20 protein-coding genes are annotated in these 20,368 nt (G+C 68.5%); 14 read left to right on the top strand and 6 right to left on the bottom strand.

Features of this window, described 5'->3' with window-relative positions; genetic code table 11:
• Nucleotides 1-138: 138 nt before the first annotated feature.
• Together hypB and ACAG21_RS22150 are read right to left on the bottom strand one after the other, a co-directional pair.
• On the bottom strand, nucleotides 139-915 hold the full coding sequence (gene hypB, locus ACAG21_RS22155) for a hydrogenase nickel incorporation protein HypB (RefSeq protein WP_370498424.1): 777 nt from the start codon (nucleotides 913-915) through the stop codon (nucleotides 139-141).
• Nucleotides 916-963: 48 nt separating this feature from the next.
• Complete coding sequence (locus ACAG21_RS22150; RefSeq protein ID WP_370498423.1) at nucleotides 964-1,299, bottom strand: hydrogenase maturation nickel metallochaperone HypA; 336 nt, start codon at nucleotides 1,297-1,299, stop codon at nucleotides 964-966.
• A gap of 135 nt (nucleotides 1,300-1,434) precedes the next feature.
• Between ACAG21_RS22150 and ACAG21_RS22145 the strand changes: the two genes are divergently transcribed.
• Nucleotides 1,435-1,917: a Fur family transcriptional regulator gene (locus tag ACAG21_RS22145; RefSeq protein WP_370498422.1), complete on the top strand. Its 483-nt coding sequence runs from the start codon at nucleotides 1,435-1,437 to the stop codon at nucleotides 1,915-1,917.
• A gap of 2 nt (nucleotides 1,918-1,919) precedes the next feature.
• On the opposite strand, the gene mtr is transcribed toward ACAG21_RS22145, so the two are convergent.
• Together mtr and ACAG21_RS22135 are read right to left on the bottom strand one after the other, a co-directional pair.
• Nucleotides 1,920-3,299 carry a mycothione reductase gene (gene mtr / locus ACAG21_RS22140; RefSeq protein WP_370498421.1) on the bottom strand — a complete coding sequence of 460 codons (1,380 nt, stop codon included), beginning with the start codon at nucleotides 3,297-3,299 and terminating at the stop codon, nucleotides 1,920-1,922.
• 5 nt (nucleotides 3,300-3,304) lie between these two features.
• Nucleotides 3,305-4,318, bottom strand: coding sequence for an alpha/beta hydrolase (locus ACAG21_RS22135; protein ID WP_370498420.1), 1,014 nt, complete (start codon nucleotides 4,316-4,318; stop codon nucleotides 3,305-3,307).
• Nucleotides 4,319-4,503: 185 nt separating this feature from the next.
• On the opposite strand from ACAG21_RS22135, the gene mqo reads away from it, so the two are divergent.
• The 8 genes from mqo (at nucleotide 4,504) to ACAG21_RS22095 (ending at nucleotide 15,088) form a co-directional block, all read left to right on the top strand.
• Nucleotides 4,504-5,937 (top strand): malate dehydrogenase (quinone), encoded by a 1,434-nt coding sequence (mqo, locus tag ACAG21_RS22130; RefSeq protein ID WP_370498546.1) that lies wholly within the window; start codon nucleotides 4,504-4,506, stop codon nucleotides 5,935-5,937.
• 45 nt (nucleotides 5,938-5,982) lie between these two features.
• The gene (locus tag ACAG21_RS22125; protein ID WP_370498419.1) at nucleotides 5,983-6,453 is read left to right on the top strand and encodes a GNAT family N-acetyltransferase; all 471 of its coding nucleotides are present in this window, start codon (nucleotides 5,983-5,985) and stop codon (nucleotides 6,451-6,453) included.
• Nucleotides 6,450-8,288, top strand: coding sequence for a magnesium chelatase subunit D family protein (locus ACAG21_RS22120; RefSeq protein ID WP_370498418.1), 1,839 nt, complete (start codon nucleotides 6,450-6,452; stop codon nucleotides 8,286-8,288). Before ACAG21_RS22125 ends, ACAG21_RS22120 begins: the two co-directional genes overlap by 4 nt.
• Nucleotides 8,289-8,290: 2 nt before the next feature.
• Complete coding sequence (cobO, locus tag ACAG21_RS22115) at nucleotides 8,291-8,905, top strand: cob(I)yrinic acid a,c-diamide adenosyltransferase (RefSeq protein WP_370498417.1); 615 nt, start codon at nucleotides 8,291-8,293, stop codon at nucleotides 8,903-8,905.
• Nucleotides 8,902-10,281, top strand: coding sequence for a cobyrinate a,c-diamide synthase (locus tag ACAG21_RS22110; protein ID WP_370498545.1), 1,380 nt, complete (start codon nucleotides 8,902-8,904; stop codon nucleotides 10,279-10,281). Before cobO ends, ACAG21_RS22110 begins: the two co-directional genes overlap by 4 nt.
• 123 nt (nucleotides 10,282-10,404) lie before the next feature.
• Nucleotides 10,405-11,601, top strand: a complete 1,197-nt coding sequence (cobA, locus tag ACAG21_RS22105) for a uroporphyrinogen-III C-methyltransferase (RefSeq protein ID WP_370498416.1) — start codon at nucleotides 10,405-10,407, stop codon at nucleotides 11,599-11,601.
• 33 nt (nucleotides 11,602-11,634) lie between these two features.
• Nucleotides 11,635-13,239: an MFS transporter gene (locus ACAG21_RS22100; protein ID WP_370498415.1), complete on the top strand. Its 1,605-nt coding sequence runs from the start codon at nucleotides 11,635-11,637 to the stop codon at nucleotides 13,237-13,239.
• 100 nt (nucleotides 13,240-13,339) lie between these two features.
• Nucleotides 13,340-15,088, top strand: a complete 1,749-nt coding sequence (locus tag ACAG21_RS22095; protein WP_370498414.1) for a proline--tRNA ligase — start codon at nucleotides 13,340-13,342, stop codon at nucleotides 15,086-15,088.
• A gap of 7 nt (nucleotides 15,089-15,095) precedes the next feature.
• Here ACAG21_RS22095 and ACAG21_RS22090 read toward each other — a convergent pair whose 3' ends face one another.
• Nucleotides 15,096-15,542, bottom strand: coding sequence for a ferritin-like domain-containing protein (locus ACAG21_RS22090; protein ID WP_370498413.1), 447 nt, complete (start codon nucleotides 15,540-15,542; stop codon nucleotides 15,096-15,098).
• Nucleotides 15,539-16,081: a hypothetical protein gene (locus ACAG21_RS22085; RefSeq protein ID WP_370498412.1), complete on the bottom strand. Its 543-nt coding sequence runs from the start codon at nucleotides 16,079-16,081 to the stop codon at nucleotides 15,539-15,541. The genes ACAG21_RS22090 and ACAG21_RS22085 overlap by 4 nt, the downstream gene beginning before the upstream one ends.
• A 203-nt stretch (nucleotides 16,082-16,284) precedes the next feature.
• Here ACAG21_RS22085 and rimP point away from each other — a divergent pair, with 203 nt between their 5' ends.
• From rimP to ACAG21_RS22060, 5 genes are all read left to right on the top strand, one after another.
• Nucleotides 16,285-16,818, top strand: coding sequence for a ribosome maturation factor RimP (rimP, locus tag ACAG21_RS22080; RefSeq protein ID WP_370498411.1), 534 nt, complete (start codon nucleotides 16,285-16,287; stop codon nucleotides 16,816-16,818).
• A gap of 82 nt (nucleotides 16,819-16,900) precedes the next feature.
• On the top strand, nucleotides 16,901-17,950 hold the full coding sequence (gene nusA / locus ACAG21_RS22075) for a transcription termination factor NusA (RefSeq protein WP_370498410.1): 1,050 nt from the start codon (nucleotides 16,901-16,903) through the stop codon (nucleotides 17,948-17,950).
• 54 nt (nucleotides 17,951-18,004) lie between these two features.
• The gene (locus ACAG21_RS22070; RefSeq protein ID WP_370498409.1) at nucleotides 18,005-19,504 is read left to right on the top strand and encodes a DUF222 domain-containing protein; all 1,500 of its coding nucleotides are present in this window, start codon (nucleotides 18,005-18,007) and stop codon (nucleotides 19,502-19,504) included.
• 46 nt (nucleotides 19,505-19,550) lie between these two features.
• Nucleotides 19,551-19,913: a YlxR family protein gene (locus ACAG21_RS22065; protein WP_370498408.1), complete on the top strand. Its 363-nt coding sequence runs from the start codon at nucleotides 19,551-19,553 to the stop codon at nucleotides 19,911-19,913.
• Nucleotides 19,914-19,976: 63 nt separating this feature from the next.
• The coding region (locus ACAG21_RS22060; protein WP_370498407.1) for a translation initiation factor IF-2 N-terminal domain-containing protein at nucleotides 19,977-20,368 on the top strand (392 nt) is incomplete at its 3' end.

The raw sequence follows: 20,368 nt of genomic DNA, 5'->3' as shown, positions 1-20,368 counted from the left end.
CCGCCGGAGTCGACCGTCGGCCCACTTGCGCAGCGCTGTTTTTGGGTCTACTCCCGCCCTGTGGGGTTGTCAACGGTTCTGGCAAGCGTTGTGAATCAATGGCCCTGTCTTGCAAATGATTTGCAAGACAGTCACGGTTCAGTCCGCGGCGCCTTCGGCGAACCGCCTCAGCCAACCGAACCACGCGCCCCTGCCGGCGCCGGTGCGGGCGCTCACCGGCAGAATCGTCGCGGTCGCATTGACCTCGCGAACGTGCGCGATGTAGCTGTCCACCTCCACGTCCAGGTAGGGGATCAGGTCAATCTTGTTGAGCAACACCACATCCACCGATCTGAACATGACGGGATACTTCAGTGGCTTGTCCTCGCCCTCGGTAACGGAGTAGACCATGGCCTTGGCATGCTCGCCGACGTCGAACTCCGCCGGGCAGACCAGATTGCCGACGTTCTCGATGATCACCAGGTCCAGAGCGGGCAGGTCGAGGCCCGGCAGGGCGCGATTGACCATGGGCGCGTCCAGGTGACATTCGCCGCCAAAGCCGTTACTGGTGTTCAGCAGTGACACCTGGGCGCCGCGACCGCTGAGCTTGGCCGCGTCGAGGTCGGTGGCGATGTCGCCCTCGATCACCCCGATCGCCAACTGGCCGGCGAGCTCGTCGAGTGTTGCCGCGAGGACGGTCGTTTTTCCCGAGCCCGGCGAGCTCATCAGGTTGAGCGCGCGGATGCCGTTGCTCTCGAATGCCGCCCGGTTGGCGTCGGCGCGAACATCGTTCTCGGCGAAGATCGCCTCCAACACATCGATGCGCTGCTTGCCGGTCTCGTAGTGACGGTGATCGCCGTGGTCGTGCTCGTGCGGAACGTGATCACGTTCGTGGATGTGCACGGTGCCGTCGTCGTGCCGATGAAATCTACCCATCGCTCAACACCTTTCGATGTGGCATCCAACGGTGCCGCGGGTCCCTTCTCACGAGACGTCCAACGACGTCACCAGGAATTCGTTGCCGCGCACCACCTCGACGTCGGAGCTGTCGCAGTGTGGACACCAAATCGACCAGGCCGAGGTGATCTCCGACTGGCGGCCGCACGCGCGGCAGCGCACCTCGGCGCCGACACACTCGAGTTCCAGCTCGGCGTCCGGCATGTTCTCCGACTCCCGGACGAGGGTCCAGCAGAATGACAACGAATCGGGGACCACCTGGCGCAGGGCGCCGATCCGGACACGGACCACGTCGACGTGCCGTCCGTCGGCATGTGTTTTGACCACGCCGGCGATCGCCGCGCACAGCGAAAGCTCATGCATCGCCGGTCCCCGGGCGCGCGGCCATGAAGTCGTTTCTACACCCGTGCGGCCGCCGATACCCGGTGAATCCAGGGCGTGCTGCCTGCGCGGCGCCCAAGACTGGTAATCCGGGATATCCGGCGCAAGACTAGGCGGGTGACGTCCAACTCGTCGTCGCTGGATCCCGCGGTCACCGAACGCATCGGCGACTTCCTGCGTGCCCGCGGATTGCGGCGCATGACCTCGCGGATCCAGGTACTGGCGGTGCTCGAACCTGTGAACGGACACCTCTCCGTCGCGGAAATTCACCAGCGGGTGCGGGCCAGCCTGCCCGCCGGCGCCCAGCCGCCCGATGTGGCCACCATCTACCGCACGGTGACCACGCTGGTCGAGCAGGCGGTGTTGCACGCGCTCACCCTCGACGGCGGGATCACGACCTACGGATTGGCGACCGCCCCGCACCACCACGCGGTATGCACGCAGTGCGGCTCGATCATCGAGGTCCCCGCGCGTCAGCTCAGCTCAGCGCTTGAGCATGCGATGGAGGGCAGTGCGTTCGCACTGTCGGAACGGGCCGGGCTGACGCTGCGTGGTCTGTGCCCGCAATGCCAGCAGGGCGACTCCGCGGCCCGGCGTTGAGGTCAGCGCAGGCCCAGTAGCGCGTTCTCCACCACTTCGGGCAGTGCCGGGTGAATCCAGTACTGCCCGCGGGCCATCTCGGGAGCGGTCAGCCCGAAGCTCATCGCCTGGATCAAGGGCTGGATGATCGAGGAGGCCTGATGACCCATGATGTGGGCACCCAGCAGACGCCCGGTGCCGCACTCGCCGATCAACTTGACGAACCCGGTGGTGTCCTCCATCGCCCAGCCGTAGGCGACGTCGCCGTAATCCTGGATCTTCACCGAGATCTTGAAACCCTGTGCAATGGCTTCGTTTTCGGTGAGTCCGACACAGGCGACCTGCGGGTCGGTGAACACCGCGGAGGGCACGAAGCGATGGTCGGTGACCGCCATCGACTCGGTGTCGTCCCAGTCGCACAGCAGATTGTGCTGCACCACCCGCGCCTCGTGGTTGGCGACGTGCTTGAGTTGATACTTCGAGGAGACGTCGCCGAGCGCGAAAACCCCACGTGCGGTGGTTCTTTGGTACTCGTCGACGACGACGAGGCCGTCCTCGACGGCGATGCCGGCCTGCTCGAGGTCGAGTTGATCGGCGTTGGAAACCCGGCCGGTGGCGACCAGCATCGCGTCGGCGTTGATGGTGTGGCCGTTGTCGATTCGCACCGCGACACCGGAGCCCTGGTTCTCGGCGCTCACGACGTTGCAGTGGGTGTGCAGTTCCCATTTGCTCGACGCGATGCGGGTGAAGCGCTTGCACAGCGCGTCGTCGCAGTGCCGCAGCAGGGCGGAGCCGCGCACCACCAGCGTGACCCGTGCGCCCAGCGACGAGAAGATATGGGCGAATTCGGCGGACACGAAACCACCCCCGACGATCACCAGATGTTCTGGGAACTCGGAGATTCGCATGATCGTGTCGCTGGTGTAGTACTGCGCGCCGCAGTCGAGGATCGACGGGGGAACCACCGCCCGAGCCCCGGCCGCGATCACCACCTGCTCGGCGGTGAATTCGTCGCCGCCGTCGGTGCGCAGCAGATAGCGACCGTCGGCCTGGACCGGGCCGAACCGGGTGTGCTGCTTGTACACGTCGATGTTGGGCGCCGAGCTGCGATAGTCCTCGCCGCCGACCCCGATCGGATCGATGCGCCCGAAGACGCGCGAGACGATGTCGTCCCAGCGCACCCGGTCGATGTGTGCGTCGACGCCGTAACGCGAAGCCTCGCGGATGGTTTGGGCGACCTCGGCGGCGTAGACGAACATCTTGGTCGGGATGCAGCCGACGTTGAGGCAGGTGCCGCCGAAGGTGCCCTGCTCGCAGATCGCCACGCGCTTGTCGGCGAAACGGTCATCGAGAACGGAGTTGCCCGAGCCGGTTCCGATGATCGCCACATCGTAGGTCTCCACGCGCCTCACCCCTTTCCGAACGATGCCGAGGTGTCGGTGTTGGTGGTGCGCAGGTAGCCGTCCAGCCACAGATCCAGTTCCCGGTAGGCGGCCGAGCGCGGACCCTCCAGGGACAGGAACACGTCGTGTTTGGCGTCGGCCACCGGAACGACGTTGCTACGGTGCCCGACGCAGCCCGCCCACCGCGCGATCTGGGTGACGTCGAGGACAGCGTCGCCGCGTTGCATCGACATCGCGTCCGCGGATTCGGGCACGCTGTGGTCGGAGCGCAGGATCAGGTTCGGCACTCCCACGTCGAGGCCTCGGTGCAGGCGGGCCTGGCCGCGGCGCACGGCGTGCAGCCATCCCGCGGTAATGGGGAAGCCGCCCAACGGTTTCCACTCCAGGTTGTAGTCGAACTCGCCGTCGTAGTCGCGGTGCAGTGTGGTGCCGTAACCGCCCTTGCTGGTGCCGCGCAACACGACCCTGGAACGCACGCGCGACAGGCCGGCGATCATCGCCGACGTCATGCCCAGGCGCAGCACCGCCGGGCCGTGCAGATCCAGGAAGGGACTGTTGAGCACCAAGCCGCCGATGCCGGCGTGCGCCTTGGCGTTTCGGCGGCGCAACCGGTCCAGCCACAGCGGCACGATCAGGCCGCCGGCCGAGTGGCCGTACATCAGGACCCGGACGTCGGGGGCCTGCTCGCCGATGACGCTCAGGGCGCGTTCCAGTTCGGTGTCGTAATGCGCGAGATCGGTGATGAAGTGTGGGGTCTGGCCGTCGCGCCGCGACCGTCCGCACTTCTGCAGGTCCAGTGCGTAGAAGGTGAAGCCACGGCCGGCGAAGTGATCGGCCAGCGCGGTATTGAAGAAATAGTCGGTGTAACCGTGCACGGTCAGAACCGCGTGCCCGTCACCGCCGCCGTCACCGCGCCGAATCAACGTTGCGACGATGTCGCCCTCGCCGGCGGGATCGGGTCCCAATTCGATGGTGTACCGCCAATAGCCAGGCAGGACATCGGGCACCCAGCCAGTCACCAGGCCAGCTTAGCGTGGCGAATGCTTTTGCTGGTCGCGGCCGGTTCCGGTCGGTGCGGCCGCGCCGGCCGGGATAGCCTGGATGACCGGCTAGAAATGGACTTGGCAAAGACCGAGAAAGGGCCAGCGTTTCGGTGTCAGACACAACGGCGCGCACCGACGTCGTGCTGGTCGGCGCCGGGATCATGAGCGCCACCCTGGCCGTACTGCTGCGGCGGCTGGAGCCGGACTGGTCGATCACGGTGGTCGAGCGGCTCGATGCGGTCGCCGCCGAGAGCAGCAGCCCGTGGAACAACGCCGGCACCGGGCACGCCGGGCTGTGTGAAATGAACTACACACCCGAGCGCCCGGGTGCCCAGGGGTCGATCGACATCACCAAAGCCGTCTCGATCAACGAGCAATTCCAGGTGACGCGGCAGTTCTGGGCTTATGCCGTCGAGAACGGCATCCTTACCGATCGGCGCTTCGTCAACGCCGTGCCGCATGTCAGCTTCGTGCACGGGGCGCAGCACGTCGACTATCTGCGGCGTCGTCAGCGGGCGCTGGCGGCGAACCCGCTGTTCGCCGGGACGGAATTGGTCGAGGATCCGGACGAGTTCACCCGCCGGCTGCCGTTCATGGCCGACGGACGTGACTTCTCCGAGCCGACTGCGCTCAATTGGGCCGCCGACGGCACCGACGTCGACTTCGGCGCGCTGACCAAGCAGCTCATCGGCTATTGCGTGCGCCACGGTGCCACGGCGCTGTTCGGCCACGAGGTGCGCAACCTGACCCGTCATGCGGACGGCTGGACGCTGCGGATCGTCAACCGGCGGACCGGTGAAACGCGCAAGCTGGACGCGAAATTCGTGTTCGTCGGCGGCGGTGGTGACGCACTGCCGCTGTTACAGAAGTCCGGCATCGCTGAGGTCAAAGGCTTCGCCGGCTTCCCGATCGGCGGCCGGTTCCTGCGCACCGACAACCCGGCGCTGACCGCCGCGCACCGGGCCAAGGTCTACGGCGTTCCCGCCCCCGGCGCCCCGCCGCTCGGGGCGCTGCATCTGGACCTTCGGTTCGTCAACGGCAAGTCGTGGCTGGTCTTCGGGCCGTATGCCGGCTGGTCGCCCAAGTTCTTGAAGCATGGTCACGTCAGCGATTTGCCCCGGTCGGTCCGGCGGGACAACGTGCTGTCGATGCTGGGAGTCGGCATCACCGAGCTGACGCTGGTCAATTACCTGGTCCGCCAACTGCGGCTCACCGAACGCGAACGGATGGATGTGCTGCGCGAATTCGCGCCTGGCGCGCGGGATTCGGATTGGCAACTGACGGTGGCCGGTCAGCGTGTCCAGGTGATCCGGCGGGCCGCGGGCAAAGGCGGGGCGCTCGAGTTCGGCACCACCGTGGTGGGATCGTCGGACGGCAGCATCGCGGGTCTGCTCGGCGGCTCGCCCGGCGCCTCGACGGCCGTGCCGATCATGCTCGATGTGCTGGCGAGCTGTTTCGCCAACCGCTACCAGACCTGGTTGCCCAGGCTCAAAGAGATGGTGCCCTCGCTAGGGACCCGGCTGTCCGAGGAACCGGCGCTCTACGACGAGGTGAGAACGTGGAGCGCCAACGTATTACAGTTGAACGGCTCATGAACCGCGCCGGCTAGCTAACCGAACTGATGAGGAGGAGCGGCGCCGATGACAGAAGCGCTACGCCGCATCTGGGCCAAAGACCTTGACGCGCAAACTCTTTACGAGCTGCTCAAGCTACGGGTAGAGGTGTTCGTCGTGGAACAGGCCATCCCGTATCCGGAACTGGACGGGCGCGACTTGCTCGCCGAGACCCGGCATTTCTGGCTGGAGACGACTGACGGCGAGGTGATCAGCACGCTGCGGCTGATGGAGGAACACGCCGGTGGGGAGAAGGTGTTCCGGATCGGGCGGCTGTGCACCAAACGCAGTGTGCGGGGACAGGGCCACACCACCCGGCTGCTGCGGGCCGCGCTGGCCGAGGTCGGCAACTACCCGTGCCGGATCAACGCGCAGACCTATCTCGCCGAGATGTACGCCCACCATGGTTTTGTGCGCGACGGCGATGATTTCATCGACGACGGCGTGCCACACGTCCCCATGCTGCGTCCCGGTTCCGGGCAGACGGCGATGCCGTGAAGCCGTATCCGTTCAGCGCGATCGTCGGCCACGACCAGTTGCGGCTGGCACTTCTGCTGTGTGCGGTGCGCCCGGAAATCGGTGGCGCGCTGATTCGCGGCGAGAAGGGCACCGCCAAATCGACGGCCGTGCGCGGGCTTGCCGCGCTGTTGTCCGCGGCGACCGGAACTAACGGCGCCGGGTCCGGCCTGGTCGAAATGCCGCTCGGCGCAACCGAAGACCGGGTGATCGGGTCGCTGGATCTGCAGCGGGTGCTGCGCGACGGTGAGCATGCTTTCTCGCCCGGGTTGCTCGCGCGTGCCCACGGCGGCGTGTTGTACGTCGACGAGGTCAACCTGCTGCACGATCATCTGGTCGACGTGCTGCTCGACGCCGCCGCCATGGGCCGGGTGCACATCGAACGCGACGGCATCTCGCATTCGCACGAGGCGCGTTTCGTGTTGATCGGCACGATGAACCCGGAGGAAGGCGAGCTGCGCCCGCAGCTGCTCGACCGATTCGGGCTGACCGTCGAGGTGCACGCCTCGCGTGACGTCGAGGTGCGCGCCGAGGTGATCCGGCAGCGGATGGCCTACGAGGCCGACCCGGACGGGTTCGCCACCCGCTACGCGGCCGACGACGCCGAGCTGGCCCGGCGGATCGCCGCGGCCCGCGCACTGGTCGACGATGTGGTGTTGCCGGACAACGAATTACGTCGCATCGCGGCGCTGTGTGCGGCGTTCGACGTCGACGGGATGAGGGCCGATTTGGTGGTGGCCCGTACCGCCGTTGCGCACGCGGCCTGGCGCGGCGCGACAACCGTGGCCGAGCAGGACATCAGGGTGGCTGCGGAACTGGCACTGCCGCACCGGCGTCGCCGCGACCCGTTCGACGACCCGGGTATCGATCGCGAGCAGCTGGACGAGGCGCTGCGGCAAGCCGGTGACCAGCCGGAGCCCGATCCCGATCCGCCCGGCGGCGGCCAGTCCGCCGATGACTCAGCCGCACAACAAGAGTCGTCTTCAAACGCGAAACCCCAGACGCCCCAGACACGACCCAGCGCCCCGCCGTCGAAGACGTTTCGCGCCCGGGCGTTGACGGTTCCCGGCGTCGGCGAAGGCGCGCCCGGCCGGCGTTCGCGGGCCCGCAATTCCTCGGGCAGCGTCGTGGCGGCTGCCGGCGCCAACGACGCGGGCGCCCATGGTCTGCACCTGTTCGCCACCCTGCTGTCGGCCGCCGAGCAAGCCGGCGCGGGACCGCTGCGCCCGCGGCCCGACGACATCCGCCGCGCCGTCCGGGAGGGGCGCGAAGGCAACCTGGTGATCTTCGTCGTCGACGCGTCCGGGTCGATGGCCGCCCGGGACCGGATGGCCGCCGTCAGCGGTGCCGCCCTCTCGCTGTTGCGCGACGCCTATCAACGGCGCGACAAGGTCGCGGTGATCACCTTCCGCCAGCAGGAAGCACGGTTGTTGCTGCCGCCGACCTCATCGGCCCACATCGCCGGCCGGCGGCTGGCCCGATTCGACACCGGCGGCAAGACCCCGCTGGCCGAGGGTCTGCTGGCCGCACGTGGGCTGGTCGTGCGGGAGCGGGCCCGCGATCGCGCGCGGCGTCCGCTGGTGGTGGTGCTGACCGACGGCAGGGCAACCGCGGGCCTGGACCCGTTGGGCCGCAGTCGAATCGCGGCGTCGAGACTGCTGGCCGAGGGTTGCGCGGCAGTGGTCGTGGACTGTGAAACGTCCTATGTGCGACTGGGATTGGCTCAGCAGCTGGCCCGCCAACTCGGTGCACCGACCGTCCGGCTCGAGCAACTGCACGCCGACCATCTGACGCGAGCCGTCCGCGGCGCGGCCTGACCATGCCACAGGGAATCCCACTGCAGGTCCCGGATGACGGACTGAGCACCCGGGCCCGGCGCAACCTGCCGGTGCTGGCGGTGCACACCGGTGACGGCAAGGGCAAGTCGACCGCGGCGTTCGGGATGGCGTTGCGCGCGTGGAATGTCGGCCTCGACGTCGCGGTGTTTCAGTTCGTCAAAAGCGCGAAGTGGAAAGTGGGGGAGGAGGCCGTCTTTCGGCGGCTGGGCCAATTGCACGACGAGCACGGCGTCGGTGCTGCGGTGGAATGGCACAAGATGGGCAGCGGCTGGTCCTGGACGCGTAAATCCGGCAGCGAGGACGACCACGCGGCCGCGGCTGCCGACGGCTGGGCGGAGATCTCGCGCCGGCTGGCCGAGCAGCGTCACGACTTCTATGTGCTCGACGAGTTCACCTACCCGCTGAAGTGGGGCTGGGTCGACGTCGACGAGGTGGTGGACGTGTTGGTGGCCAGGCCCGGCCATCAGCACGTGGTGATCACCGGACGCGCCGCTCCGCCGCGCCTGGTCGAGGTCGCCGACCTGGTCACCGAGATGACCAAGGTCAAGCATCCGATGGATGCCGGCCGCAAGGGCCAGAAGGGCATCGAGTGGTGAACGCCCCCGCGATCGTCGTCGCCGCGCCCGCCTCCGGCAGCGGAAAGACCACGATCGCAACGGGTTTGATCGGGGCCCTGTGCCGGGCCGGGCACACGGTCGCGCCCTTCAAGGTGGGGCCCGACTTCATCGACCCCGGCTACCACGGCCTGGCGGCCGGCCGGCCCGGACGCAACCTCGATCCGGTGATGGTGGGCGAACCGCTGATCGGCCCGCTCTACGCACACGGCGCCGCCGGCGCCGACATCGCGGTGATCGAGGGCGTGATGGGGCTGTTCGACGGGCGGATCGGGCCCCGGGAAGATCTCGTGTCGTCCCCGCCGCCGGGCTCCACGGCGCACGTCGCCGCGCTGGTCGGTGCCCCGGTGATCCTGGTCGTCGACGCGCGCGGCCAGAGCCACAGCATTGCCGCACTGCTGCATGGCTTTTCGACGTTCGATACCACAACCCGGATCGCCGGCGTGATCCTCAACCGGGTGGGATCGCCCCGGCACGAGCAGGTGTTGCGACAGGCCTGCGAGCACACCGGCATCCCGGTGTTGGGTGCCATTCCGCGTACCACCGAATTGGAGCTGCCGACAAGGTATTTGGGCCTGGTTACCGCGGTCGAATACGGGCGGCGGGCCCGGCTCGCCGTCGAGGCGATGACGGACCTGATCGCGCGGCACGTCGACCTGGCCGCGGTGCTGGCGGTCGCGGCAAGCCGCACCACCGGCACACCGTGGGATCCCGTTGCAGCGGTGGGGGAGACGGCGCCGCGCCGCGCGACGGTCGCAATGGCCGCCGGGAAGGCATTCAGCTTCGGCTACGCCGAACACGCCGAGCTGTTGAGTGCCGCCGGTGCCGACGTGGTCGAGTTCGACCCGCTGGTCGATACGCTGCCCGACGGCACCGGCGCCGTGTTGCTGCCTGGCGGCTTCCCCGAACAGTTCACAGCCGATCTGTCCGCCAATGATGTTGTGCGACAACAAATCCGCGAGTTGGCCGCCGCCGGAGCCCCGGTGCACGCGGAATGCGCGGGCCTGATCTACCTGGCTTCCGAGCTCGACGGGTACCCGATGTGCGGGGTGCTGCGCGGGGCGGCCCGGTTCACGCCGCAGTTGAAGCTGGCGTATCGCGACGCGGTCGCGGTGGCCGATTCGGCGCTGTATGCGGCCGGGGCCCGCGTGGTCGGACACGAATTCCACCGGACCGCGATCACCTTTTCCGAGAGCTATCAGCCGGCCTGGGTCTACAGGGCCGGCGACGCGGCGCCGACACGCGACGGTGTGGTGCACGCCGGGGTGCACGCGTCGTATCTGCACACCCACCCGGCCGCGGTGCCCGACGCGGTCGCACGTTTCGTCGCGCGCGCCGCTGGCGCGCCGCGAACCTAACCCCACTGCGAAAAAACGAGCGGAAAATCGCAGTGGCGTCAGATTCGCGCTCTGCAAGGCCATGCGGGCACGCGCCGCGCCCGTCGTGACGGCCGCACCGATCGTCTTCACTAGGCTTGCCGGGTGACCGAGAGCCCCTACCTCGTCGGACTGCGGCTGGCCGGCAAGAAGGTCGTCATGGTCGGCGGAGGCACGGTTGCCCAGCGCCGGCTACCCCTGCTGATCTCCAGCGGCGCCGACGTCCACGTGATCAGCCGGACCGCCACCCCCGCCGTCGAGGCGATGAGCGGAATCACCCTGACGCTGCGCGAATACCGCGACGGTGACCTCGACGGCGCCTGGTACGCAATCGCGGCCACCAACGACCCCGCGGTCAACGAGGCCGTCGTCGCCGACGCCGACAGCCGGCGGATCTTCTGCGTGCGCGCCGACATCGCCATCGCGGGCACCGCGGTGACCCCGGCCTCGTTCGAGTACGCCGGCCTGTCGGTGGGAGTGCTGGCCGGTGGCGAGCATCGCCGGTCGGCGGCGATCCGTTCGGCCATCCGCGAGGCGCTGCAACAGGGCCTGATCGCGTCGGAAAGCTCCGACGTGGTGCGCGGCGGCGTGGCGCTGATCGGGGGTGGCCCCGGCGACCCCGAGCTGATCACGGTCCGTGGGCGCCGGCTGCTCGCCCAGGCCGACGTCGTGGTGGCCGATCGCCTGGCCCCGCCCGAATTACTCGCCGAGCTGGCACCGCACGTCGAAGTCATCGATGCCGCCAAGATCCCGTACGGGCGGGCCATGGCCCAGGACGCGATCAACGACGTGATGATCGAGCGGGCCCGCGCCGGGCACTTCGTCGTCCGCCTCAAGGGCGGTGACCCGTTCGTGTTCGCCCGCGGCTACGAGGAAGTGATCGCGTGCGCCGACGCCGGCGTTCCGGTCACCGTGGTGCCCGGTGTGACAAGTGCCATAGCGGTGCCCGCGCTGGCGGGTGTCCCCGTCACTCATCGAGCGGTGAATCACGAGTTCGTGGTGGTCAGCGGCCATCTGGCGCCCGGGCATCCCGAATCGTTAGTGAATTGGAATGCGCTGGCAGCCTTGTCCGGCACGATCGTTTTGCTGATGGCCGTCGAACGCATCGAACTCTTTGTCAACGCGCTGCTGGAAGGCGGTCGACCTGCGGATACGCCGGTCCTGGTGGTTCAGCACGGAACGACGCCGGCGCAGCACACGTTGCGGGCAACTCTTGCCGACACGCCGCAAAAGGTCCGGGCGGAGGGGATCAGACCTCCCGCGATCATCGTGATCGGGCCCGTGGCAGCATTCGGGGTTTAAACGATTCTTAAGATTACTGTAAGGTAACCCGTTATGACGGCCCTCAACGACACTGAGCGCGCGGCCCGAAATTGGTCCGCTCTGCGCCCCGATCGTCCGGCACCCGAGCGCGCCGAGCGCCCGTCGGAAACCCCGTCCGGGTCCGCCACCACGCGCACTAGCAGGTATTACCCGACCTGGCTGCCTTCTCGCCGCTTCATCGCGGCCGTGATCGCCATCGGTGGCATGCAGTTGCTGGCAACGATGGACAGCACCGTCGCGATCGTCGCGCTTCCTAAGATTCAGAACGAGCTGAGCCTGTCCGACGCCGGCCGTAGCTGGGTGATCACCGCCTATGTGCTCACCTTCGGCGGCCTGATGCTGCTCGGCGGGCGTCTCGGTGACACCATCGGCCGCAAACGCACCTTCATCGTCGGCGTCACGCTGTTCACCATCTCCTCGATCCTGTGCGCGGTGGCCTGGGACGAGGTGACGCTGGTCATCGCCCGGCTGCTGCAGGGTGTCGGGTCGGCCATCGCGTCGCCGACCGGTCTGGCTCTGGTAGCGACGACGTTTGCCAAGGGCCCGGCGCGCAACGCGGCCACCGCGGTGTTCGCCGCGATGACTGCGATCGGCTCGGTGATGGGCCTGGTCGTCGGCGGGGCGCTGACCGAGTGGTCGTGGCGGCTCGCGTTCCTGGTCAACGTGCCGATCGGGCTGGTGATGATCTACCTGGCCCGCACCGCGCTGCGCGAAACCAACCGAGAGCGGATGAAGCTCGATGCCACCGGGGCCATGCTGGCCACCCTGGCCTGCACCGCGGCGGTGTTCGCCTTCTCAATGGGCCCGGAAAAAGGCTGGATATCGGCGATCACCCTCGGTTCGGGTGCGGTCGCCGTGGCCGCCGCCATCGCGTTCGCCATCGTCGAGCGCACCGCCGAGAACCCCGTGGTGCCGTTCGGTTTGTTCCGCGACCGCAACCGGCTGGTCACGTTCACCGCGATCCTGCTGGCCGGTGGCGTGATGTTCAGCCTCACCGTCTGCATCGGCCTCTACGTTCAGGACATCCTGGGCTACAGCGCGCTGCGTGCCGGCGTCGGATTCATCCCGTTCGTCATCGCGATGGGCATCGGTCTGGGTATCTCCTCGCAACTGGTGTCGCGGTTCTCGCCGCGAGTGCTGACCATCGGCGGTGGCTGGCTGCTGCTGCTGGCGATGATCTACGGCTGGGCCTTCATGCACCGCGGCGTGCCCTACTTCCCGAACCTGGTGCTGCCGATCGTTGTCGGCGGAATCGGCATCGGCATGGTCGTCGTGCCGCTGACGCTGGCCGCGATCGCGGGCGTCGGTTTCGACCAGATCGGCCCGGTGTCGGCGATGACGCTGATGCTGCAAAGCCTGGGCGGGCCGCTGGTGCTGGCCGTCATCCAGGCCGTCATCACCTCGCGCACGCTGTACCTGGGCGGCACCACCGGTCCGGTGAAGGTGATGAACGACGCGCAATTGCGGGCGCTTGACCACGGCTACACCTACGGGCTGCTGTGGGTGGCGGGTACGGCCGTCATCGTCGGCCTTGCCGCCCTGTTCATCGGGTACACCCCGGAGCAGGTCGCGCATGCGCAAGAGGTCAAGGAAGCCATCGACGCCGGCGAGCTGTAACTCGCCTGTCCGGTGAGCGTCACGCCAGCGTGGCATCGGCGTGTGAGCGCTGCACCAGCGTGACGTTCGACGTACATCCGACACGCTAGGCTGGCCCGCTGTGATCACCCGGATGTCCGAGCTGTTCCTGCGCACCCTGCGCGACGATCCCGCCGACGCCGAAGTGCCCAGCCACAAGCTGCTGGTGCGCGCCGGATACATCCGGCAGGTCGCCCCCGGCTTGTACAGCTGGCTGCCGCTGGGACTAAGGGTGCTGCGCAACATCGAACGCGTTGTCCGCGAGGAGATGAACGCGATCGGCGGACAGGAGATCCTGTTCCCCGGGCTGCTGCCGCGCGGGCCGTATGAGACGACGAATCGCTGGACCGAGTACGGCGACGGGGTGTTCCGGGTGCAGGACCGTCGCGGGAACGACTACATGCTCGCGCCCACGCACGAAGAGTTCTTCACCCTGGCCGTCAAAGGGGAGTACAGCTCCTATAAGGATTTCCCGCTGACGCTGTACCAGATTCAAATCAAGTATCGCGACGAGGCGCGGCCGCGGGCCGGCATCCTGCGGGCCCGGGAATTCGTGATGAAGGACTCCTACTCCTTCGACATCGACGCCGCCGGGCTCAAGGCGGCCTACCACGCGCACCGGGAGGCCTACCAGCGCATCTTCGACCGGTTGCAGGTTCGCTACGTGATCGTGTCGGCGGTGTCGGGCGCGATGGGCGGCAGCGCGTCGGAGGAGTTCCTGGCCGAGAGCCCGATCGGTGAGGACACCTTCGTCCGGTGCGTGGAGTCGGGGTATGCGGCCAACGTCGAAGCGGTGCTCACCGCCCGTCCCGAGGCGCTGCCGGTGGACGGTCAGCCCCCGGCGCAAGTGCACGACACCGGCGATACCCCGACCATCGCCACGCTGGTCGAGTGGGCCAATGGCGCCGGTCTGGGCCGCACCGTCACCGCGGCCGACACGCTGAAGAACGTGCTGGTCAAGGTCCGTCAGCCCGGCGGGGAGTGGGAGCTGCTGGCCATCGGGGTGCCCGGAGACCGGGAGGTCGACGACAAACGGCTGGGCGCCGCGCTGGAGCCCGCGGAGTACGAATTGCTCGGCGACTCCGATTTCGCCAAGTACCCGTTTCTGGTGAAGGGCTATATCGGTCCGAAGGCGTTGCGAGACAACGAGGTTCGCTATCTTGTCGACCCCCGGGTGGTAGACGGCACCAGCTGGATCACCGGGGCCGACGAGCCGGGGCGCCATGTGGTCGGACTGGTGGCCGGCCGTGACTTCACTGCCGACGGCACCATCGAGGCCGCTGAAGTGCGCGAAGGTGACCCGTCTCCCGACGGGGCCGGCCCGCTGACCATGGCGCGCGGCATCGAGATCGGGCACATCTTCCAGCTGGGCCGCAAGTACACCGACGCGTTCGTCGCCGACGTGCTCGGCGAGGACGGCAAGCCGGTGCGACTGACGATGGGCTCCTACGGCATCGGGGTGTCGCGTCTGGTCGCCGTCGTCGCCGAGCAACAGCACGACGAGCTGGGCCTGCGCTGGCCGGCGTCGATCGCGCCGTTCGACGTGCACCTGGTGATCGCCAACAAGGACGCGCAGGCCCGCGAAGGGGCCACGACGCTGGCCGCCGACCTGAGCCGGCTGGGCCTCGAGGTGTTGCTGGACGACCGCACCGCCTCGCCCGGGGTCAAGTTCAAGGACGCCGAGCTGCTCGGGATGCCCTGGATCGTGGTGGTCGGCCGGGGTTGGGCCAATGGCGTCGTGGAGCTTCGCGACCGCTTCGGCGGGCAGGCGCGCGAACTGGCGGCCGGCGTCTCGCTGGCCACCGAGATTGTGAACGCGGTAACCGGTTAAGCGGGCCTTACTCGTTGCCGCCCGGGAAGCTGGACGTGATCGGCCAGGCGCCCAGGATGCGGCTCCAGCGCGCGCTCAGCACCGCGCTCTGGGTCAGGGCCGTCGAGGCGAAGGCGCGGTCGTCGGCGGTCTCGGCGTGCTCGGTGACCGCGCGCCACGCCGTCGCGCCGTCATTCTCCATCCGCACCGCCAGGCGAGCCGCGTCGGCCGGACTGCCCACCAGCAGGGGCAGCTGATAACCGGCGGCGGCCGGTGGCGGGGTGACCTTGCGGGCGGCCAGCATGGCGATCACGTCGTCGCGGCGCTGGCGGTGCTGCAGCAACGCCTCCACGACCAGGTTGTTGACGCTGGGCGGCGACAGCGCGGACACGATGCCGTAGCCGTAGATCGTCGAGTGCTCGACGGCCAGCGCGTCGCAGAGCGCCTGGTTGTCGGCGTCTTTGCCGGAGGTCATATCGACGGCCCCCCGGGCACCAGCGCCACCAGGTAGGACGCCGTGCATGACGCGGCGATCGACGCCAGCAGCCCGGCCCGGTAGCCCGACTCGGCCGACACCAGGCGGGCGGCGTTGTCGGCCGAGGTCTTCAGCGCGTTGATCACGTCCGACACCGGGGGCGGCGGCGGCGGTGGCCCCGCCGGCGCGGCCGGGCTGGGACCGGCGCTGGTGGTTTCGCTCGTAGAGGCGCTGAGCTTGCCGGCTGCCCGGGCGATCTCCGTGGACAGTGCGCGAGCGTGTGCGGCGCGCTGGTTGGCCACCACCGACAACGCGGCCGCGATCTGCGGCGCGACGCCGACGGCCGCAGCGGCGGCGCCGGCGAGCGCGCTGTCGTGTCTGGCCTGGTCTAACGGACCCAATAGTTGTTCGACCGCTGGGGGTTTCGGCGGGGACTCACCGCAGGCGGAGACGACCACCCCGAGCGCAGCAAGCGCGGCACCCCCGGCGAGCACACCCCGCCGGCTGGTGACGGGTAGAGCGCTAGGCACGCCCAACATCCTGCCATTGGGCGGCGGCCGGGCATGCCGCGGTGGACCTCGACCTACGCGATCACCTCGTCATACGCGATTCCTGGCGTATCGTTGGTACCCGGTTCTCGCGGAACACGAAGCGGTTCCACCGGGACGCCGGAAGCCGTCCGAAGATGTGTGGGCGGCGACATCAGCCAGATGACCGGACAACTCAAGATGAGGAGCTCGCCGTGACCACCGGGCTACCGTCGCAGACGCAGGTGATCGAGCTACTCGGTGGAGAGTTCGCGCGCGCCGGCTATGAAATCGAAGACGTGGTCATCGATGCCCGGGTGCGTCCGCCCCGCATCACGGTGATTGCCGACGGCGATACCGCTCTGGACTTGGACACCGTCGCGACCCTGTCACGGTCGGCATCGGCTTTGCTGGACGGGCTGGACAGCATCGGCGGCAGCTACGTGCTCGAGGTCTCCTCGCCCGGCGTCGAGCGTCCGCTCACCAACGAGAAGCACTTCCGTCGCGCGCGTGGCCGCAAGGTCGAGGTGGCGCTGGCGGACGGATCACAATTGACCGGCCGGGTGGGACAGACCGGTGCCGACGCGGTGGCGCTGGTGGTCCGCGACGGCCGCGGCTGGGCGGTGCGCGAGATCCCGCTCGCCGAGATCGTGAAAGCTGTTGTCCAGGTTGAGTTTTCATCGCCATCGGCAGCCGAGCTGGAATTGGCGGGTGCGGGTGAGTCTCGCAGGACGGAGGCCGGAACATGAACCGCGCCGGCGACGATGCAGTGGGGGTACCCCCAGCCGCGAAGCGGCGAGGGGGACGTAGCGATGAGAAGGAGCGGCGCTGATGAATATAGACATGGCCGCGTTGCACGCGATCGAAGTAGACCGGGGGATCTCGGTCAATGAGCTGCTCGAGACGATCAAGTCGGCGTTGCTGACCGCCTACCGGCACACCCAGGGCCACCAGAACGACGCGCGGATCGAGATCGACCGCAAGACCGGCGTGGTGAAGGTGATGGCCCGCGAGGTCGACGAGGACGGCAACGTCATCAGCGAATGGGATGACACCCCCGAGGGTTTCGGGCGCATCGCGGCGACCACCGCGCGCCAGGTGATGCTGCAGCGCTTCCGCGACGCCGAGAACGAGCGCACCTACGGCGAGTTCTCCACCCGCGAGGGCGAAATCGTCGCCGGCGTGATTCAGCGTGACAGCCGCGCGAACGCCCGCGGCTTGGTCGTCGTGCGGATGGGCAGCGAAACCAAGGCCTCCGAGGGCGTCATCCCGGCGGCCGAACAGGTCCCCGGTGAGAGCTACGAGCACGGCAACCGGGTGCGCTGCTACGTGGTCGGCGTGACGCGGGGTTCGCGTGAGCCGGTGATCACGTTGTCGCGCACCCACCCCAATCTGGTCCGCAAGTTGTTCTCGCTGGAGGTCCCCGAGATCGCCGACGGCTCGGTGGAGATTGTCGCCGTCGCGCGCGAGGCCGGCCACCGCTCCAAGATCGCGGTCGCGTCCCGGGTGCCCGGCCTGAACGCCAAGGGTGCCTGCATCGGTCCGATGGGGCAGCGGGTCCGCAACGTGATGAGCGAGCTGTCCGGCGAGAAGATCGACATCATCGACTACGACGAGGACCCGGCCCGATTCGTCGCCAACGCGCTGTCGCCGGCGAAGGTCGTGTCGGTGTCGGTGATCGACCAGACCGCCCGTGCCGCCCGCGTGGTGGTGCCCGACTTCCAGTTGTCCCTGGCCATCGGCAAGGAAGGGCAGAACGCGCGGCTGGCCGCCCGGCTCACCGGGTGGCGCATCGACATTCGCGGCGATTCGCCCGCGGCCGGGCAGTCGGAGGACCAATCGGAACACGGCACCCGCACCCCGATGGCTCACGACCACTAGTTCACGTCTCGCCGACGACCGAAGGTGTCGGACCGGCGTGGCATAATCGAACGTATGTTCGAGGAATCGTCCGCGGCGCGCTTCGACGAGTGGGCTGGTCAGGCCCGGACAGGGCTCGAGACATTGGCGGGTACGACGGAGTCGGCGGAATGGACGGGCCGCATCTGCGCTGCTGCACGGCTGGCGAATCGGGCCGCCGCCGCGCAATTGGTGGCGATCGGGGAGTTGTTCGCCCACCGGTATTCGCGCTCTGCGCAGGCCCAGGACTGGGTGGTTGACGCGGTGGACGCGGTGGCCGCCGAGGTCGCCGCGGCATTGAGGATCAGTCAGCCTCGGGCGCGAGGCCGAGTGCAGGACGCCCGCGCACTGCGCGAACGCCTGCCGAAGGTGGGGCAGGTGTTCCAGCTTGGCGACATCGACGTGGAGGCCTTCCGCACCATCGTGTCCCGCACCGATCTGATCCAGGATCCCGACATTCTGGCCGTCGTGGATGGGCGGATCGCCGCCAATGTGACGCGCTGGCCCTCGATGACGCGGGGACGGCTCGCGGCCAAGGTCGACGCGATCGTGGTGCGGGTCGATGTCGACGCGGTGCGCCGACGCAAAAAGATGCGCAGCGATCGTGAGGTGTGGATCGGCGGGGACATCGACGGCATCGCCCAGATCCAGGGCAGCCTGTTGTCCCCGGATGCTCACGCCCTGGACGCCCGGCTGACCGCGCTGGCGGGCACCGTGTGTCCGCACGATCCACGCACCACCATTCAGCGCCGCGCCGACGCGCTGGGTGCACTGGCAGCCGGCGCCGACCGCCTCGGGTGCCGCTGCCGGCGGGCGGATTGCGCCGCGGGTGCGCGCAAACCGGCCTCGCCGGTGACCATCCATGTGATCGCCGAACTGGTCACTGTCGACGGCACCGGCACCGGCACCGCGTCCGCGTCCGAGCTCGACGCTGACGGGTTGATCGACCCCGAGCTACTCATCGAACTCGCCCAAACCGCCAAGCTCGTGCCGCTGCTACACCCCGGAGATGCCCCGCCGGAACCCGGTTATGTGCCGTCCGCGGCGCTGGCCGCATTCGTGCGGGCCCGCGACCTGACGTGTCGTTGGCCCGGCTGCGATCACCCCGCGCTGCGCTGCGATCTCGACCACACCGTCCCCTTCGCAGACGGCGGCAAGACGCATGCCGCCAATCTCAAGTGCTACTGCCGCACCCACCACCTGGTGAAAACCTTCTGGGGCTGGACCGACCAACAGTTATCCGACGGCACTGTGATCCTGACGTCCCCGTCCGGGCAGACCTACGTCACCACCCCCGGCAGCGCGCTGCTGTTCCCCGGCGTGTGCCGCGCTGTGGGCGGCATGGCCGCGTCCGAGGCCGACCTCGCGCCCGCCGACCCCTGCTCGGGGCGTACCGCGATGATGCCCAGACGTCGCCGCACCCGTGCCGACGAACGCGCCCTGCGCATCGCTGCCGAACGCCGACAACACCGCGAAGCCCGCATGAAAGCCCGTGCCGCCGCGCGCCCCGATCCCGGCGAACCGCCGCCCTTCTAGTTCGCGGGTGGTTCTGACCATCGGTTCCGTGACGCTAGACTGAGCCGTGATCCAGCGCGAGCCTTCGGCCTCGGCGCGCACGCACACGGGCGGACCCGTGCGAACGTGTGTCGGGTGCCGGAAGCGAGAGTTGGCCGTCGAATTGCTCCGAGTGGTGGCTGTGCCAACCGGGAACGGCGAACACGCCGTAATCGTTGACACGGCGACTCGCCTACCGGGGCGGGGTGCGTGGCTGCATCCCGTGCCGCGGTGCGTACACGAAGCGATCCGGCGGCGGGCTTTCACCAAAGCGCTGCGCATCGACCGTCCACCGGACACAACCGCGCTGGCCGAGCACTTGGAAGTGCTCGACTCGCCCGGCAACAGAACAGGTAGCGAAGAACATGAGCACACCGTGAAGTCCCGATGACCATGCGTCATAGCTAAACCCGAGGCGCGGCCCACGACTGTCGCCTCTTAGACAGGAGATGTAGTGGCAGGTAAGGCCCGCGTACACGAGTTGGCCAAGGAACTCGGTGTCACCAGCAAGCAAGTTCTCGCCCGGCTGAATGAACAGGGCGAATTCGTCAAATCCGCATCGTCGACCGTAGAAGCGCCGGTTGCTCGCCGGCTGCGGGAGTCCTTCGGCGGCAGCAAGCCCGCGGCGGGCGGCGCCAAGAGCGCCCCGAAGAGCCCGGACCGCTCGCTCGACAGGGCACTGGACAGGGCGATTCAGAAGCCCTCCGGCAACGGCGAGGCGACCGCCGCGCCCGCGCAGCCCGCTGATACAGCGGCTGCCCCCCCTGCGGCCAAGCCCGCCGCGGCGGCTCCGCCCGCTGCGCGCACCGACGCCCCCGCGGCGCCGGCGCCCAAGGCGGGGCGTAG

Source organism: Mycobacterium sp. pR1184, assembly GCF_041287235.1.
Taxonomy (GTDB): Bacteria; Actinomycetota; Actinomycetes; order Mycobacteriales; family Mycobacteriaceae; genus Mycobacterium.
Note: the sequence above shows the minus strand (reverse complement) of the source record. Positions and strands in the feature narration are given on the sequence as shown.

Excerpts from the sequence above, each read along its gene's own strand:
- hypB (WP_370498424.1), bottom strand. The coding sequence starts at position 915 with ATGGGTAGATTTCATCGGCACGACGACGGCACCGTGCACATCCACGAA.
- ACAG21_RS22150 (WP_370498423.1), bottom strand. The coding sequence starts at position 1,299 with ATGCATGAGCTTTCGCTGTGCGCGGCGATCGCCGGCGTGGTCAAAACA.
- mqo (WP_370498546.1), top strand. The coding sequence starts at position 4,504 with ATGAGCGCCACCCTGGCCGTACTGCTGCGGCGGCTGGAGCCGGACTGG.
- ACAG21_RS22125 (WP_370498419.1), top strand. The coding sequence starts at position 5,983 with ATGACAGAAGCGCTACGCCGCATCTGGGCCAAAGACCTTGACGCGCAA.
- cobO (WP_370498417.1), top strand. The coding sequence starts at position 8,291 with ATGCCACAGGGAATCCCACTGCAGGTCCCGGATGACGGACTGAGCACC.
- ACAG21_RS22100 (WP_370498415.1), top strand. The coding sequence starts at position 11,635 with ATGACGGCCCTCAACGACACTGAGCGCGCGGCCCGAAATTGGTCCGCT.
- ACAG21_RS22090 (WP_370498413.1), bottom strand. The coding sequence starts at position 15,542 with ATGACCTCCGGCAAAGACGCCGACAACCAGGCGCTCTGCGACGCGCTG.
- ACAG21_RS22085 (WP_370498412.1), bottom strand. The coding sequence starts at position 16,081 with ATGTTGGGCGTGCCTAGCGCTCTACCCGTCACCAGCCGGCGGGGTGTG.
- nusA (WP_370498410.1), top strand. The coding sequence starts at position 16,901 with ATGAATATAGACATGGCCGCGTTGCACGCGATCGAAGTAGACCGGGGG.
- ACAG21_RS22070 (WP_370498409.1), top strand. The coding sequence starts at position 18,005 with ATGTTCGAGGAATCGTCCGCGGCGCGCTTCGACGAGTGGGCTGGTCAG.